This is a genomic window from Dyadobacter luteus (genome assembly GCF_003383615.1).
In the GTDB taxonomy this organism is placed as follows: domain Bacteria; phylum Bacteroidota; class Bacteroidia; order Cytophagales; family Spirosomataceae; genus Dyadobacter; species Dyadobacter luteus.
This window is the reverse complement of sequence record NZ_QNUL01000022.1, coordinates 90374-106614: the sequence shown is the minus strand read 5'-3', so window position 1 is coordinate 106614 and position 16241 is coordinate 90374. Positions and strand designations below refer to the sequence as shown.

At 43.5% G+C, this 16241-nt stretch carries 6 protein-coding genes; 2 read left to right on the top strand and 4 right to left on the bottom strand.

Features of this window, described 5'->3' with window-relative positions; translation table 11 throughout:
- Positions 1 to 186: 186 nt before the first annotated feature.
- Entirely contained in the window at positions 187 to 4188 is a 4002-nt protein-coding gene (locus tag DSL64_RS21755) for a hybrid sensor histidine kinase/response regulator transcription factor (protein WP_147300398.1), read from the bottom strand.
- A gap of 505 nt (positions 4189 to 4693) precedes the next feature.
- Positions 4694 to 5767, bottom strand: a complete 1074-nt coding sequence (locus DSL64_RS21750) for a winged helix DNA-binding domain-containing protein (protein WP_115833049.1) — start codon at positions 5765 to 5767, stop codon at positions 4694 to 4696.
- Positions 5768 to 6328: 561 nt separating this feature from the next.
- Between DSL64_RS21750 and DSL64_RS21745 the strand changes: the two genes are divergently transcribed.
- Complete coding sequence (locus tag DSL64_RS21745) at positions 6329 to 9481, top strand: TonB-dependent receptor (protein WP_115833048.1); 3153 nt, start codon at positions 6329 to 6331, stop codon at positions 9479 to 9481.
- Positions 9482 to 9592: 111 nt separating this feature from the next.
- Positions 9593 to 10936 carry an alkaline phosphatase family protein gene (locus DSL64_RS21740; RefSeq protein ID WP_229217179.1) on the top strand — a complete coding sequence of 448 codons (1344 nt, stop codon included), beginning with the start codon at positions 9593 to 9595 and terminating at the stop codon, positions 10934 to 10936.
- A 144-nt stretch (positions 10937 to 11080) separates the two neighbouring features.
- Here DSL64_RS21740 and DSL64_RS21735 read toward each other — a convergent pair whose 3' ends face one another.
- Both DSL64_RS21735 and DSL64_RS21730 read right to left on the bottom strand, forming a co-directional pair.
- Positions 11081 to 12673 carry a RagB/SusD family nutrient uptake outer membrane protein gene (locus tag DSL64_RS21735; RefSeq protein ID WP_115833047.1) on the bottom strand — a complete coding sequence of 531 codons (1593 nt, stop codon included), beginning with the start codon at positions 12671 to 12673 and terminating at the stop codon, positions 11081 to 11083.
- A 39-nt stretch (positions 12674 to 12712) separates the two neighbouring features.
- Positions 12713 to 16126, bottom strand: a complete 3414-nt coding sequence (locus tag DSL64_RS21730) for a TonB-dependent receptor (RefSeq protein ID WP_158547964.1) — start codon at positions 16124 to 16126, stop codon at positions 12713 to 12715.
- Between the last annotated feature and the right edge of the window lie 115 nt (positions 16127 to 16241).

Below are 16241 nucleotides of genomic sequence, written 5' to 3'. Positions count from 1 at the left end.
ATCTAAAGATAATCAATTTCGAAAAAATAAACAACCCAATAAAAGCAAAAAGAGGCTGCCCTTTTGAGACAGCCTCTCTGATAAATGGAAAGGTATGGGGATTTTTTTTCATGCCTTTTTTCTTGTGACGGTGATCCGATTTGCGACACAAACTTGTTCAAATCGAATCTGTGCAGGATAAGAATACTATTCTTTATGAGGAGCCTGCTTTCTTACCTCTGTAGGTGTTTTACCAAATACTTTTCTGAATTCCTTGCTGAAGTATTTACTGTCATCGAATCCGACAATGGTGGCTACTTCATTTACCTGATACACACCGGATTCAAGAAACTTTCTTGCTTCGTTGAGGCGGATATTTTTAATAAATTCATTGACGGTCATATCAGTAAGTGACTTCATTTTTCGGTATAGAACTGATACGCTCATGCCCGCCTCACTGGCCATTTCATTTACCCCGAAATTAGTTTTTGAAATATTTTGGGTAACAATAGCTCTCAGTTTATTGATAAAAGCGTCGTTGACATCATGAGCAATGCTATTGGAAGTAGAGCTGTCACTGAGCAGTGTTTGCTGGTAACGTTTTTTCAGCTCACCTCTTAATCTGATCAGATTACTCAGCTTTAACTCCAATATTCTCGGGTCAAAGGGTTTGAAAACATAATCATCTGCACCGAAGGTCAGTCCTTCAATAACCTGTTCATTTTGCGTTCTGGCAGTAAGTAGCACCACAGGAATGTGAGAAGTGAGTTCTGCGCTTTTGAGCTGATTACAAACCTCTACACCATTCATCCCCGGCATCATTACATCTGACAGTACGATATCCGGTAAATGTTCATTGGCAAGCTCCAATCCCCGGAGACCATTTTCGGCCTCCAGAATATGGTACTCTGCATTAAATAACTCTTTGATAAAAGCGCGCAGTTCATCATTATCTTCAATGATCAGCAGGGTTTGTTTGTTTGTATTTTCAGGAGTGTCAAAGCTATTGTGGGCTTCCGGTACGGGGCTGAACACATTATCCAAATGACCGGTAGCCCGCGGCGTAAGCTGAGCCTGTGTGAAGTGCCGGTTTTTAGTCAATAACCGGATGGTCATTTTGGTTCCGCCGGGCGTCTCCCCGCTGCTTTCGCTACTTTCTGCATAGAGGTACCCTTGGTGTTGCTCAACAATACTTTTGGAAAGTGCAAGACCAATGCCATATCCGGGTTTGTCGGAATCTGCCTGATAATAATAAGTAAAGAGCTTTTTCAGATGCTCCTGCGACATGCCCTTGCCGTTATCTTCCACACTGATATTTACTTCGTTGGAGAGTTCAGCGATGTGAACTGTAATTTTACCTCCGTCTGGTGTGAACTTATAGGCATTGCTCAGCAGGTTATAAAATACCTTCTGCATTTGTGCCATGTCAAACCAAAGCATAACGCGTGTATCCGGACTTAAAACGGTGGTATTGATGTTTTTTTCTTTGGCGAGATGTTCAAACGATGCGACCACGGTTTGGATCACTCTTACCACATTATGTTCTGCTACACGAAGCTGAATATTTCCGTTCTGAATCTTTCGGAAGTCTAGTAACTCATTGACAAGCAACATCAGTCTGTCCGAATTGTTGCGGGCGTAGGTGAGGTAACTTCCGATCGTTTGGTCAGCATTTGCATTTTGATAGGCTTTTTCAAGCGGCCCGCTGATCAGAGCGAGGTGAGTTCTTATTTCGTGCGAAACATTGGTGAAGAAATCAAGTTTGACCTGATTCAGCGCATTTTCTTTCCGGAACGACGAGCGAAGCCAGAAGAAACGGTTGATCGCATAGATCGCTCCGCCCGCAATAAGTACGTAGAACAGGTAGGCATACCAGGTTTTCCACCAGGGTGGGAGGATGGTTATTTTTATCTTAAGTGGATCTTTTACCCAGAAGCCGTCTCCGTTGGCGGCTTTAACCTGAAAAGTATAGGTGCCCAAAGGTAGGTTCATATACGTTGCCGAGGGAGTCGAAGTCTCGGTCCATACTTTATCAAAACCTTCCAGTTGATAGCGATACATGTTTTTATGTGACCTTGCATAGCTTAGCAGAGCAAAATCCAGCGTAAAGATGTTCTGATCGTGCCTGAATGTGAGCTTTTTTTCACTCCCAACGTCCTTTTTGAGTACTGCAGTTTCATCATTGGCTTTAACGTCCTTATTAAAAAGTTTGAGCGAACTGATGACAATGTTCTCAGGCTGTTTATCAGTGAAAACTTTTTCTGGATCGAAAGAAAACATCTCTTGGTTGGTATTGAAAAATAATATTCCTTGATCATTTTTTTGAGATCCTCTCAGTGTCAGTGGCGCTTTTCTTGGTAGCCCATCCAGATGGCTATAGGATTGAATTGTTCCATAGTCAGGATGGAAGCGTATCAGGTCTCCTGCCTCAATCCATAAGTTGCCTTTTTTATCCGCCTGTACATCTCCTATACCCTTTAATAGACTATGGAAGTTGTTATTTACAGAATTAAACTTCTTATTTTGAGGGTTATAATATTGCAAACCTTTCGAGCTGGCTATCCAAATTCTACCCTTTACATCTTCACAAATACGCCAGACCTCGTTCTTTATATTTGTTTCCGTAGATGGATTTTTTTCAAGTAAGATGCGTTCATTGTAAGCTCGGCCATTTCTTATGATTCCGATATGGTTGTTAGCTCCAAACCAGACGTTTCCCTTTGAATCTTCAAAAAAGCTGGTTACCCCCTTATCGTTACCCCATTTCTGAAATTTTAATGCTGATTTGTCGAATGATGATACACCAGAAGGACCACCTAGCCATAGTTTTTGATGTTTGTCCTGCATGATAGTGAATACAATGTCTTTTTCAACCGGAACGCCTTCATGAACTGGCATAGGGAATGCCTTTGTGGCGCCTTTTTTGATATCATAGCTGTAAAGTTTTCCTCCTCCTCCGCACCACAGCATATCGTGATCATCAACAAAGAAATGGTTAAAGTTTCGTGCAAACTCTATAGATAGGTTGTATATTGTTGTTTTATTAGTGTTTTTATCATATTGTATTATCTTACTTTTATCTCCTGCTATTAACCACGGCTTTTGGTTCGGTGTTAAACCCATCCAGGCACTGTTAAACGTGCTATTGGTAATGCGGTTGGTAAAAAATGGCCAGCCGGAAAATGCAGGAACGGATGTATTCATATAATCCAGTCCTCCATAGTAGTTCCCGATCCACAGGCCACCTTGCCGATCTTTGAATATAGACATTAATACGTCGTCGCTAAGACTTTGCTCGCTTGCCGGATTGTTGACATACCATTCAGCTTTATGTGTTTTCAAATCAAAGTCTACCAATCCTGACATCGTCGCCATCCATACTCGTCCTGGCCTGCCACCTGTAAATCCTGAGAGATCGGGCCAATCGCCTGCAGCACTTTTGAAGCTGGACATAAGTTCAAAGGTTTGAGATGAAATACTGAACCGCATCAATCCACCTCTATTTATACCCAGCCAAATATTCCCTGCGTGGTCGTTAAAAATATATCTGAAGTCATTAATTAATGGTAGTCTGGTATCTGTACTAGCCTTATAAATTTTAGTTTTTCCGCGGTCAAACCACACAAGTCCATTAGAGGTAGCCAGCCATAATTCCTGATTTCTACCCATGGCAATAGCCTGGACTGCATACGAAGGACTCCCGGATTTGGATTGTAAAAAGTGAGTAAACTGTATTTTGCCATTTTTTACTTCAGCACGATCAAGACCTTTTTTGGTACCGATCCATATGTTTTTTTGCCTATCCTCTAAAACGCAATGAACAAGGTCTGAACTGACGGAGGATGGATCTTGCGAGTTCGGTCTAAACGTTTCAAAGTTTTCAGTAGCGTTTTTGTAAAGGCAAAGTCCCTTATTGGTACAAATCCATATGTTGCCATTTGAATCCGAAATCAGAGATTTAGTGTAATCAGAAGCAAGTGAGGTAGAATCCTTCGGGTTGTGGACGAAATGTTTAAAGGTATGGGAGTCATATTTATAAATGCCAGACAGTGTAGCAAACCACATGAATCCTGTTGGATCCTGAGCACTTGCATAAACAAGACCCTGAGGGGCACCGGGTTTCTCTGAAATATGCTGAAATGTCTGAGCTGTTCCTGAATTGTTTAAAATAAAAAGTCCAGGGATGAAAAGCAGTAGTAATCGAAGCAAATATTTCACGGTAATATGTATTGATTTTAATAGAAATAATTCTATTTAAGTTTGCTGTAGCAAACATACGTATATAGTATCAATTTATGTGCAGGGGCACAGTCAATGAAGCAATTATGATAAATTTTTCTACCCTTATGATAGGATTGTAACTGGTTAAATTTTTGTGCTCATTTCTTTCTGGTGAAAGCGGTGTGCCTGGAAAGTCAAAAATCGACCTGTTCTCTTTTGCTTAGTTCGCAACTGAATGTTACTAAATCCAACTACGCCGTATTTTAGCGATTTGTTTGATCTCTTTTTAATCACTATTGATTTAGCATCTTCAAAAAAATTCTATATGCTAATCCGACTGTGAGACTATTTGACAGTAGGAAGGATTGAGTATGACTAATCAATTTTAAGTCTTTACCGAAATCCGGAATTTAAGTAAGGAAAATGGCAAACTTCATGCAGGCTTACATTGATTTGATTCGGAGGGGCAGAGATTATCTATTTCTGAAGATGTTTAACACAACTCTATTGGCGTTCCAAGGTAATGTCCGAATTGGCCGGCAGCCTGGAGAATGTCGTCTTTATATTTATCATGTATTTTGTCAAACGGCAAGAGCTGGATCACAATACGGTCTTTCTTAAAAGTTCTTTTCCATAAGCCTTCCACTTTGCCGTTGATTACGATGGTCGGCATAAACATACCATTGTTTCCGGGAACGATTTTGGGCAGTAGTGCCTCCTGCACCAATAGTTTACGATCCGTGTATCCTAGCATCAGTTCATCGAAACCGGGTAGAAGTGAGATATTCTTTGCAGGCAACCGATCGGGCAGATCGGATGAAAACCAGTATTTTTGACCGTTGAATTCAAAGGAAGATAGGAGAGGGGATGCTGAGTTGAGAGCCAGCCGCGCATCGGAAATTTTTAAACCTGTCCACCAGACAAAATCGGCCAGTGTAGCGGGGCCGTGACTTTGAAAGTATTTAACTGCAACCCTATGCAAAGATTCTTCGGTAGAGAGTGCGTGACCCACGGGCACCCAGTCGTCGAGCAGTGCATAAGTGGGCTGTTTATCCTGATGCGCGCCATGGCATAGCACTTGTTTCATGGCCAGGTAATTGATAATGTGGATGCCGCGTTGCCCCTCAGTTGAAATACCGTTCAAGTTAAGTATATCATACACTTCTTTACGGGTGAGCTGCTTTCCCCCTTGCAGTGCGTTCTCAAGTATATCCTGACTTTTGGAGAAAGTAAGTGCATCCAATTCCAGCTGGCGATGTCTTCCTGCGGCACCGGAAATGATTCTCGGAGCCAGCAATGACAGTAGCCAGCGCACATCTTCCGGGACAACAAAATGCAGTGTACCCCGCATAGGCCAGGTGCGGATGATCTGCTTTTCAGCAATTGCCCTGCCAACATCCATTTCTGTCATACCCTTTCCCCGAAGGCCTATCGACCATTTTGCTCCAGCGAAGTCCTGTGCCTGCATCGCACCGAACCAAGACACTATTTCGGCTGGAGTAGTTTCAGAACTCTTTGAGAGTTTCTGATTAAAAAGCCGGAGCCTGATGATGTCCTGTGCTTTCATATTTATACCTGGAATTAAGTTGCTGACGTACCGAAAAGATATTATTTGGGGAAGTTAAGTAAAGTTGAGCCCATCTCAAATCCTAAGGTAAACCTGGTCAGGCCTCAGATAAAGAGATCAAATTAAAGAATCTAACATGGCTTGACTTCAACCAGGGGTAGCTTGGATGGCATGGCTAAGAGATTCTGTGAGGTAAACCAGCTTTAATCTCCTCCGGAACTCTACACAGAGCATGGTGCCTGCGAGTAACATTGGTAAGTGATATTTTAAAGCCCCCAAAGATTAACCAAGCGTTAATGAATGATTCACACAAGCATAATATTACAAGTCTACTTTTGCGGCAGAAAAATCAGCCGATCGTATAAGAAAACGAATCAGATTTGATGATCTAAAATGTACCGGAGAGGCGTAGCAACCCTTTGGCGGCAGCGTTCTCTCACACCAATTTTCTTTTTCATCAGATAACTCTCCCACTTTAAATACCCGAAACACCAGAAAATCTGGTGAGCGGATCGTCATGTATTTTTTCAACTCACATCTATTACTTATTAATTAACAAAAATGAATCGATTAATTACCGGACTAATTGTCATGATTACTACCTTGTTATGCTCACCCTATATTTACGGGCAGGGTAATGAGGCAACAATTACAGGAAAGGTTTCCGAAGAAGCCGGCCCGATCGTAGGTGCCACAGTTTACATTAAAAATGAATCTACCGGTTTTACCGCTGGTACTGTTACTGATGTAAATGGAGATTATATCGTAAAGCAGCTTCCTCTGGGCTCTCCTTACTCTATTACTGTTACCTTCATTGGTTTCGGAGAACAGAAAAAAACCGGATATGCACTCAACCAGGGAGATCAGCTTAAGCTAAACTTCAAAATGGAAGTAGCTTCTAATGAACTTGAGGCTGTAGATATCAAGGCTAGCTCTTTGAAAAACACAGTAGTAACACTTGGTTCGTCAACAGCTGTAAGCGCGAAAGATTTGCAAAAACTTCCTGTGAACGGCCGGAACTTCAACTCCCTGATCGAACTTTCGCCATTGAGTAATGGGAGCAGCCTCGGCGGTCAGCTTGCTTCGTCGACCAACTATACAATTGACGGGATGTCGTCACGTGGTACGGTTTCAGGAGGTACTACGGGCGGGGCCTACTCCATTTCCATGGAAGCGATCCGCGAGTTCAAAATAGTGACCAATGAATACGATGTAACATTGGGACGTGCAGGTGGCGGAACGATCAGTACAGTCACAAAAGCAGGAACTAACAAACTGACTGGTAGCGCATTTAACTTCATGCGTGCAGACTGGCTGTCAAGTGGTTATGACCTAAGAGGTAACAAAAGAACACAGGATTTCTCTACCAATCAATTTGGTATGTCTTTGGGTGGTGCGTTGAAAAAAGACAAAGCGCATTTCTTTATTGCATGGGATCACCAGGCTGATGCCCGCCCTCTTTTTATTGCCAACCTGCAATCAGATGCTGATGTAGCTGCAAACCGTGTGACGCAAGCTACATTGGATAATTTCCTTGATATTGCAAGATCAAAATACGGTGTATCCAACAATCCCCAATTCGGATCTTTTGGCAAGAAAAAAGGTACTGACGCTATTTTTGCGAGAATTGACTGGCAGTTGAATTCGAAGAACTTGCTCACAGTGCGTAACAACTTCGTTCGCGACAACGACCTACTGTCCGACAACGACAACACGAGCATTACTTCATACGAGTCTTATGCAAACCGTAAAGCTCTCAACAACAGCATTATGGCTTCTCTTCGTACAATCATAAACCCAAAGATCACGAACGAACTAAAGGTGCAGCATTTTTATCAGTACGAAGGGGTAACCCCAAGCAACGAACTTCCGGCTGCCAGCATTCCGCGTGCTATTGTTGAAAACATCAACTCGACTTCGGGAACCAACAACTATATTACAGCGATCCAGATCGGCGGTCAGCGCTACACTCCTGAGTGGTTCAAAGGTCAGACTTACCAGGCTGTTAACAACCTTTACTACAATACAGGTAAAATCAACTTCACTTTCGGTATCGACGTAATGTTCAACCGTATGAAGTCGGTTTATGGTAGCGAAATGAATGGTCGTTTCTATTTCACAGGTCTTGAAAACTTCAACAATCAGACTCCTTATCGTTACGCTCGTGAGATCAACTTGCTTGATGATCCAAGCTCTATCGTAAACTCTCTGGCGACAGGTCTTTACGCACAAATGGATACAAAATTGGCTCGTGGCCTTGAAATGATGGCAGGTTTGCGTTTGGACAACACACAATACCTGAACAAAGCTAATTTCAGCCAGGTAGTGTTTGACGAGTTGCAACTACGTACAGATAACAAGATCAATACAACGCAATTACAGCCACGTGTACAGTTTACATGGGATGTAAATGAGCAAAGCAAAGACATTATCCGTTTTGGTGCAGGTATCTTCGGTTCTCAATTGAACCCTTACTCGATGATCAACAATATGTTGTTCGACGGAACAAAAGTAGCAGCTGTGGAAATTCAGGGGGCTCTGGTTCCAAAACCAAATTTCCCTGGCTACCGTGAGAATCCTGCCTCAGCGCCGGGTGCCGAATTGTTTAACATACCTGGGGTTGAGCGTTTGCTTACGATTAACATGAACAATGTTGACGCGAAAATCCCTGTGCTTTACAAAGCGAACTTCTCTTACAACCACTTTTTCAGTGATCGTCTTCGTGTAGGTATCAATGGTTATGCTTCATGGGCACGCAACAACTACATGTACATAGACCGCAACATGGTAGAAGATCCTTATTTCCGCATTGCTGCTGAGGGTAACCGTGGAGTATATGTTCCTGCCAGTACAATCAACGCAACAAACGGTGCTGTGAACTGGCTTGAAAGCCGTAAGACCAAGCAGGTTGGACGTGTACTAGAGCTGAACAGCATTGGTAAGAAAAACCAGGTTGCAGTGGTGATCGACGGTACTTACCGTTACTTCAGGGATGGACAAATCACGGTGTCATATACCTGGAACGATTCGAAAGACAATACTTCCTACAACGGTAACGTAGCTAACACAGCAACGCTTGATTTGATGGTAAATGACGACCCACGCGATTTGAGCCGCATTACTTACGCTAACAACCATTTCCGTAACAAAGTAGTATTTTACGGAACTGCACCAAGCATTTGGGGTGTGACGTTGGGTCTTCGTTACTCAGGTATCGGTGGTACCCGCTACTCAATGGCTGTGAATGGTAACATGAACGGTGACTTCGTTTCTTCGAACGACTTGCCTTATATCTACGATCCAAACAGTCCTGAAACACCACAAGTGGTTCGCGACGGTATCAACAATATCCTGAACAACCCTGAGGCAGAGCAAAGCATCAAAGACTATATCATGAGAGATATGGGTAAAATGGCTGAGCGTAACGGTGGTATCAACGGTTTCTACGGTGTATTTGACCTTAGACTTGCTAAGAAGTTCAATTTCTACAAAAACCACGGTATCGAAGCATCTGTTGATATCTTCAACGTAGCTAACCTTTTGAACAAAGAATGGGGTGTTGGAACAAACCTTGGTAAGCAAAACCTTTACACGATCAGATCATTTGACAAAACGGCTCAGCGTTTCAATTACGGAATGAGTAACGGAACAGGTGTATCAAGTCTGAACGGTAACCCTTACCAGATCCAGATCGGTTTGAGATACGCATTTTAATATTTAAAAGAAGTCAAGAATGGTCATTCCAGTCATGAATGGCCATTCTTAGAAGGTGTGGTCATCTATAATTTGACCACACCTTTTTTTATCAATTGATTCAAAACAAAAATGAAAAAACTACTTTCAGTTCTGGCTATTGCGTTTTCCCTTAATGCATTTGCCCAGGATTCACACGTGATTCTGATCAGCATTGATGGTCTTCGTCCGGAATTCTATAAAGATCCGACCTGGTCGATGGTCAATTTGCGCCAAGGCATGAAAACGGGTGCCTATTCAGATGGAGTAACCGGTGTTTTCCCTTCTGTTACCTACCCTTCACATACCACCATGATTACAGGTGTAAAACCGTTGAAACATGGCGTTTATTACAACACACCTTCGGAACCTCTGGAAGTTACCGGGAAATGGATGTGGGAATATAATACGATTAAAGTACCAACGATTTTCAGTGTTGCGAAGGAAAAGGGCTTGAAAACCGCCTCGGTATTCTGGCCGGTATCTGTGGGTAGCCCTGCATCTTACAACGTACCTGAATATTGGTATTTGCCTGAAACAAAAGGCGGAAAACGGAATATGACGAAAGCGCTTTCCGAGAACGCTTTTCCGAAGGGATTGTATGAAGAAATCGAGCAAAAGGCTACAGGCAAACTGGAAGAAATCGACTTTGACGGCGATTATCTGAGCATAGACGACAACATGTCGAGAATCAGTGGTTATCTGATCCGTAAGTATAAGCCTTCATTCCTTGCAGTACACCTTGTTGCTGTAGATCATTTTGAGCACGAGCAAGGCCGCGATGGAGATAAGGTGCGTTCGTCATTGGCTGGCGTTGACAGAGGCATTAAAGCCATTATTGAGGCAACCGAAAAGGCAGGAATCAAAGATAAAACCACATTTATTATCACCGGAGATCATGGTTTCGTAGATATTCATACGGCTATTGCCCCTAATATACTGTTGTCTCAGGCAGGACTTTATGACCCTAACAACAAGGCAAACTGGAAGGCCTATTTCCATAGCGCGGGTGGTTCTGCATTTTTGCAACTGAAGGACAAAAACGATACGAAGACGCTTGAAAAAGTGAAACAACTATTGGATAAGTTACCGGCAAATCAGAAGGCGCTTTTCGAAGTTAAAGATCGTGCGGCATTGGATGCAGTTGGCTCCGATCCGAACGTACTACTTGCTATCGCTCCCAAACAGGGAGTTACGGTAAGCGGTGCTGCTACCGGGGAGTTCCTAAGGGCTGCAAGTGGCGGAACACATGGCTTCTTCCCGGATTTCAAAGAAATTCAAACCGGGTTTGTAGCTTTCGGAAAGGGAATTAAACAAGGCGCGGTGGTTCCGGAAATGGGTCTGCAGGACATTGCTCCTTTGATTGCCAAATTATTGAAGATTGATTTCCCATCGGCGGACGGTACTTTATATCCTGAATTGCTGGTTAAAGAATAATCGGAACAGAACATACGGTAGAAATAAGGAATTTAAAAAGCACAAAAAAGGCCGCTGCAAAGTTTTTGCAGTGGCCTTTTTGAAAATTATCATCCGAAATGCTACTCAATGCAGATAACTTGCTGATAGTAGCTCAAATCAGATTTAGTAGCCCGGATTCTGAGTCAATCCCCAGGTTTGCACTTCGTTCAAAGGAATCGGAAGTACCGGAATCGGGTTTACACTGCCCTGAAATGAGTGCTGCTGTGCACGCGTTCTGATTTCACCGGTAAGAGAACTCATATACGTTCCTGTACGAACCTGATCCCAGAAACGAAGCTGCTCCATACCCAGCTCCACGCGTCGTTCATGCGCAATGGCCTGCTTTAGTGCTGTGCCCGTTACGGTAGCCGCTACGTCCGGCAGAGCTGTCGCAGGAATGTTGGTGGGTGCGTAGGTATTACCACCCAAAGTTGAGCCTAAAGGCAAAGTTGATCTTTTGGCACGCTGACGAATCTGGTTCACTGCCTCGCGTGCTACGGTTTCGTTTCCTAGTTCTGCGGCTGCCTCAGCTCTCATCAGCAGAATTTCAGCATAACGCATTTTACGGATATTCTGACCAGCTGCCGACGCCTGTGCCGGCTGTACGATAGCCGCTTTGCGGTTCAGGAATCCTGTCATGTTCTCATCCGGGAAGTTGACAACCTGCCTTACACCAAAGAGAATATATCCGTTTCCATACATCGTCATTGCTTTGCGGGGATCGTTTTCTTCAAACGCGGCCTCCAAATCGGTAGTCGGATTGTTGAAGCCCCATCCCCACGTTGAACGGTTATTCTGGATCACATTGTTTGTCGTACCTGTTTTAATCGGCCCCCAGGTTTGCCCTGATTCCGCAGCCTGGATCTCGAAAAGTGATTCAGTATTATTTTCACTTACCTCGTCAAAAATAGCCGCATAGTTAGCCGTAAGACCATACTGTCCCGATTGGGAAATGGTAGTCGTCAGATCATAGACCTGCTGCCAGTTGTGGTTATTACCATTATCCGTACCCAGTTGGTACATGATTGCGCGGGCCAGATAGCCACGTGCCGCGCCTTTGGTAGCACGTCCAAGGTCTGAGGCAGCGTAGCCATTTTTCTCCGGTAACAATTCGATCGCCTTTTGCAGGTCAGCTTCAATGAACGCATACGTTTCAGAGATCGTCGAACGGCTCGTAGTTGAATACTCTGAGGTTTTCACCGGCTCAGAGAATAATGGCATTCCTCCAAAAAGACGCACAAGATAAAAGTAGTAGTAAGCACGAAGAAAATGTGCTTCGCCCTTGATACGGTTTTTAAGCGCTGTACTGATAGGCGCATTTTCGATATTCTGAAGAACCCAGTTGGAACGGTAAACACCAATCCATTGGTTACCCCACGCACCACTTACCGGCCCGTTGACAGGCAGCGCCCGCCATTCTTTCAGATGCTGAATATCAATAAAATCACTGGCCGTACTTCCTTTTTCAGCATCATCGGAAAGTACATCACCAAACATCCACTCATAATTGTGAGGAAGATAATTGCCCAATCCGTCATTTCCTTCATCGTAGGAAGCGACATCGTACACTGCATTGATTGCCAGTATTGTATTCGTTGAGTCGGAGAAATAATTGCTGTCCGTTTCACGGCCAAGTGGTTCTTTTTCTAAAAAATCACTGCACCCCTGAGAGAGCATACCCGCTATAACAAGACTTAGAAAACTATATTTTTTCATGTTAATCAAAACCTTTAGATTTTAAAATGAATCCTTTTATCAGAAGTTTACGCTCAATCCGATACGTGCTACACGTGGCTGCGGATAAGCAGCGCGGTCCACTCCGAAGTTCAGCGGATTGCTGTCGAATTCCCCTATTTCGGGATCCATTCCTTTGTATTTGGTAAAAGTCAGCAGGTTATCTGCTGCCATATATACACGAAGGTTACTCATACCCATTTTGCCCGTGATCGTTTTAGGCAATGTGTAGCCCAACGTCAGGTTACGAAGACGCATATAGCTTCCGTTGCTTACAAAACGGTCACTAAACTGATCGTTGTTATTTGGATTCAGCTGAGTCATTCTTGGCTGATCAGTATCTGTGTTTTCCGGAGTCCAGCGGTCAAATCTCTCTGCAACAGAATTGAACATACCGTTTGCATTGTTCATCCAGTGACCTAAGCCGTTCACAAGCTCTACGCCTGTAACACCTTGCAGGAAGAAACTCAGATCAAAACCTTTGTAGCCAAGGTTGGCATTAAAACCAAAAGAAAGATTTGGTGTTGCACTTCCCAAGTACGTGCGGTCATTATTGTCAATCACACCGTCGTTGTTGAGATCGACAAATTTTACATCACCCAATTGGGCATTCGGCTGGATCGGCGACCCTTCTCTCACATGCGCATCAAGATCTGCTTGTGTTCTGAAAATTCCGTCCGTTTTAAGTCCATAGTAATAAGCGATTTCACGGCCGACTTCAGTACGTGTAGTTTGTCCGAATCCATTGATGTCACCACCCGCGATCGGTTCTCCACCACCAAGATTACTTACATTATTAATGATTTTGCTTGCGTTGATACCCAAATCGTAGGTGAAATCCTTAATCGAATTTCTGTAATTTAAGGCAAGTTCAATCCCCTTGTTCTCCATGCTACCAGCATTTACATAAGGAGGTCCCACACCTGCAAATACCGGAATAGGCACGCGTACGATCATATCAGATGTATTTTTGATAAAATAATCTGCAGTCAGTGACAGGCTGTTTCCAAAAAATCCTGCGTCGATACCAAAATTGGAACTTGTAGTTGTTTCCCATTTCAGGTTTGGATTACTCGCTACAGTCGGGGCAAATCCTTGTACGGCTGTATTACCAAAAACATACATATTGTTACCCGAAACTGTGGTTACGTAGCCATAGTTGGCAGCACTGTTCTGATTCCCAACCTGTCCCCAGCCCGCACGGAGTTTCAGTTGACTGATTGCAGGAATTGCTTTGATAAATGATTCTTCCGCAAGGTTGTAACCTACGGCGAATGAAGGGAAAGTTCCCCAACGGTTATCAGGAAGGAAACGCGAAGAACCATCGCGACGCAACGTTGCAGTCAACAATAGCTTTTCATTAAAGTTATAGTTCAAACGGCCAAAGAACGACTGAAGTGACTCGTCCGATTGAGCCGTTTCCAGCAAATAGTCAGTACTTTTTGTAGCGGACAAATACCACTGCGATTTATCATTAGGTACATTCAAAACAGTTAGACGCATATCACTAAAAGTAGTACGCTGGTTTTCGATACCAGCCATTGCTGTGAAGCTGTGCTTGCCAATTTCCTTCGTATAAGTCAGATAATTGGTCCATACCCATCCCAATGTTTCCCCTCTGCCTTCACGAAGACTGCTCTGCTGACGCTGATCGTCGTTGGCCAGGAAGTATTGAGCCAGATAGCGCTTATCCTGTGTATTGAGCCAGTTCACACCAAATTGCGTACGGAAACTTAATCCTTTTGCAATTTTGGCATCTGCAAAGAAATTTGCGTTCACCAGTTTCTGGTAAACCTTGTTGTTTTTATACTCATCAACGATACGTGCAGGGTTGGTAGCATTACCTTCAGCTACAGGACGTCTGCCCCAGAAATTGGTAGCAGGATCCCATGCCTTCGCCAATGGTGAAACTGAAAGTGCGCTCGTAAGAATACCACCGTACTGATCTCCGAAATACTGAGTCTTATCGGTATTTGCGTAGGCAGCTGAAATTCCTGCGTCAAGCCATTTTGTTACATAAAAATCATTGTTGAAACGAAGGAAAAGCTTTTTTACAGGGGAATTTTTCACAATCCCTTCCTGATCAAAATAGGTTCCGGTAAGGCTGTAACGGTGTTTTTCATTACCTCCCATTACATTCAGGCTGTAATTTTGCATAATGCCGGTCTGCATTACTTCATCCTGCCAGTTGGTACCGGGATCAGTACTTTGACGAAAATCATTCAGTGTCTGATAAAGAGCACCATTCTCCGGAAGTACAGTGCCATCATTTGCATATGATTCCAGCCTTAATGTAGCATATTGACTTGCGTTAAGCATATCCACCTTGTTACCGGCTTTTTGCACACCCGCATAGGCATCAAAAGAAATTTTTGGTGCGCCACTCTGCCCTCTTTTCGTCGAGATCAGAATTACCCCGTTTGCCCCACGTGAACCGTAGATTGCAGTCGCGGATGCATCTTTCAAAATCTCCATCGAAGCTATGTCTCCTGGCGCCAGAAAGCTGATGTCATTGGTCTGAAAACCGTCTACTACGTAAAGTGGATCACTGTTATTGATCGTACCTACACCTCTGATACGCACACGTACAGGAGCACCTGGCTCACCTGACTGACTAACAATGTTAACACCCGGAACACGGCCCTGGATTCCCTGTAACGGATTGACGGTGGCAATCTTCGTAATTTGCTCCGCTTTTACAGAAGCTACCGCACCTGTGATATCACTTTTCTTTGTAGTTCCATAACCTACCACTACCACTTCATCCAGAGCTTTTGTGTCCTGAGTCAGGGTAACCTGAAGAGTAGTTTGTGTTCCCGGCTGAATTTCCTGTGCATTGTAACCAACGAAGGAAAATACAAGAGTGACATTGTCATTGGGTATTGTCAGAGAAAACCGCCCTTCAACATCAGTGGAGGTACCCGATGTAGTACCCTTGATGGCAATGTTTACACCAGGAAGAGGGCTGCCTGTATCATCCATTACAGTACCACTTACAGTTCGGTCGGGCAATTCCTCTGCTGATCCAGAATTGTTTGTTTGACCCGCTGAATTTGTTTCACCGGTACCTGGTGCTATCTTTTTGATAACAACCTTATTTCTGATAAGCTTATAGGAAATATTGTCTGGTAAGAACATGGTTTCCAGCACTTCATCCAATCTCTTATTTTCAACTTTGAGCGTAACCTTACGGTTCACAGGGAGTAACTGTAAGCTATATACGAACTTCAAATGAGTGCTTGATTCGAGCGAAGACAGAACTTCCCGAATCTCTTTTTGGTGCACCTGTATAGATACACGCTGCGTCAATAACTCCTGTGCTTCGGAGGTATGCGCATATCCATAGGCGGTAGCTATGAACAACAGAAATAATTGTATACTTGACACCTTCATAATTGTCCACAAAGGATTTATGATCTTAAGTCTTTTTTTCATTGATTTGTAATTGTTAGATCTCTTAACACGATGATTTACAACTCCCACCGCCGATTTTCCAGAGAGGCGGTCAACATTACGATGTTGGTGGGAAAAGGTCGAAGCATGTTTCCAG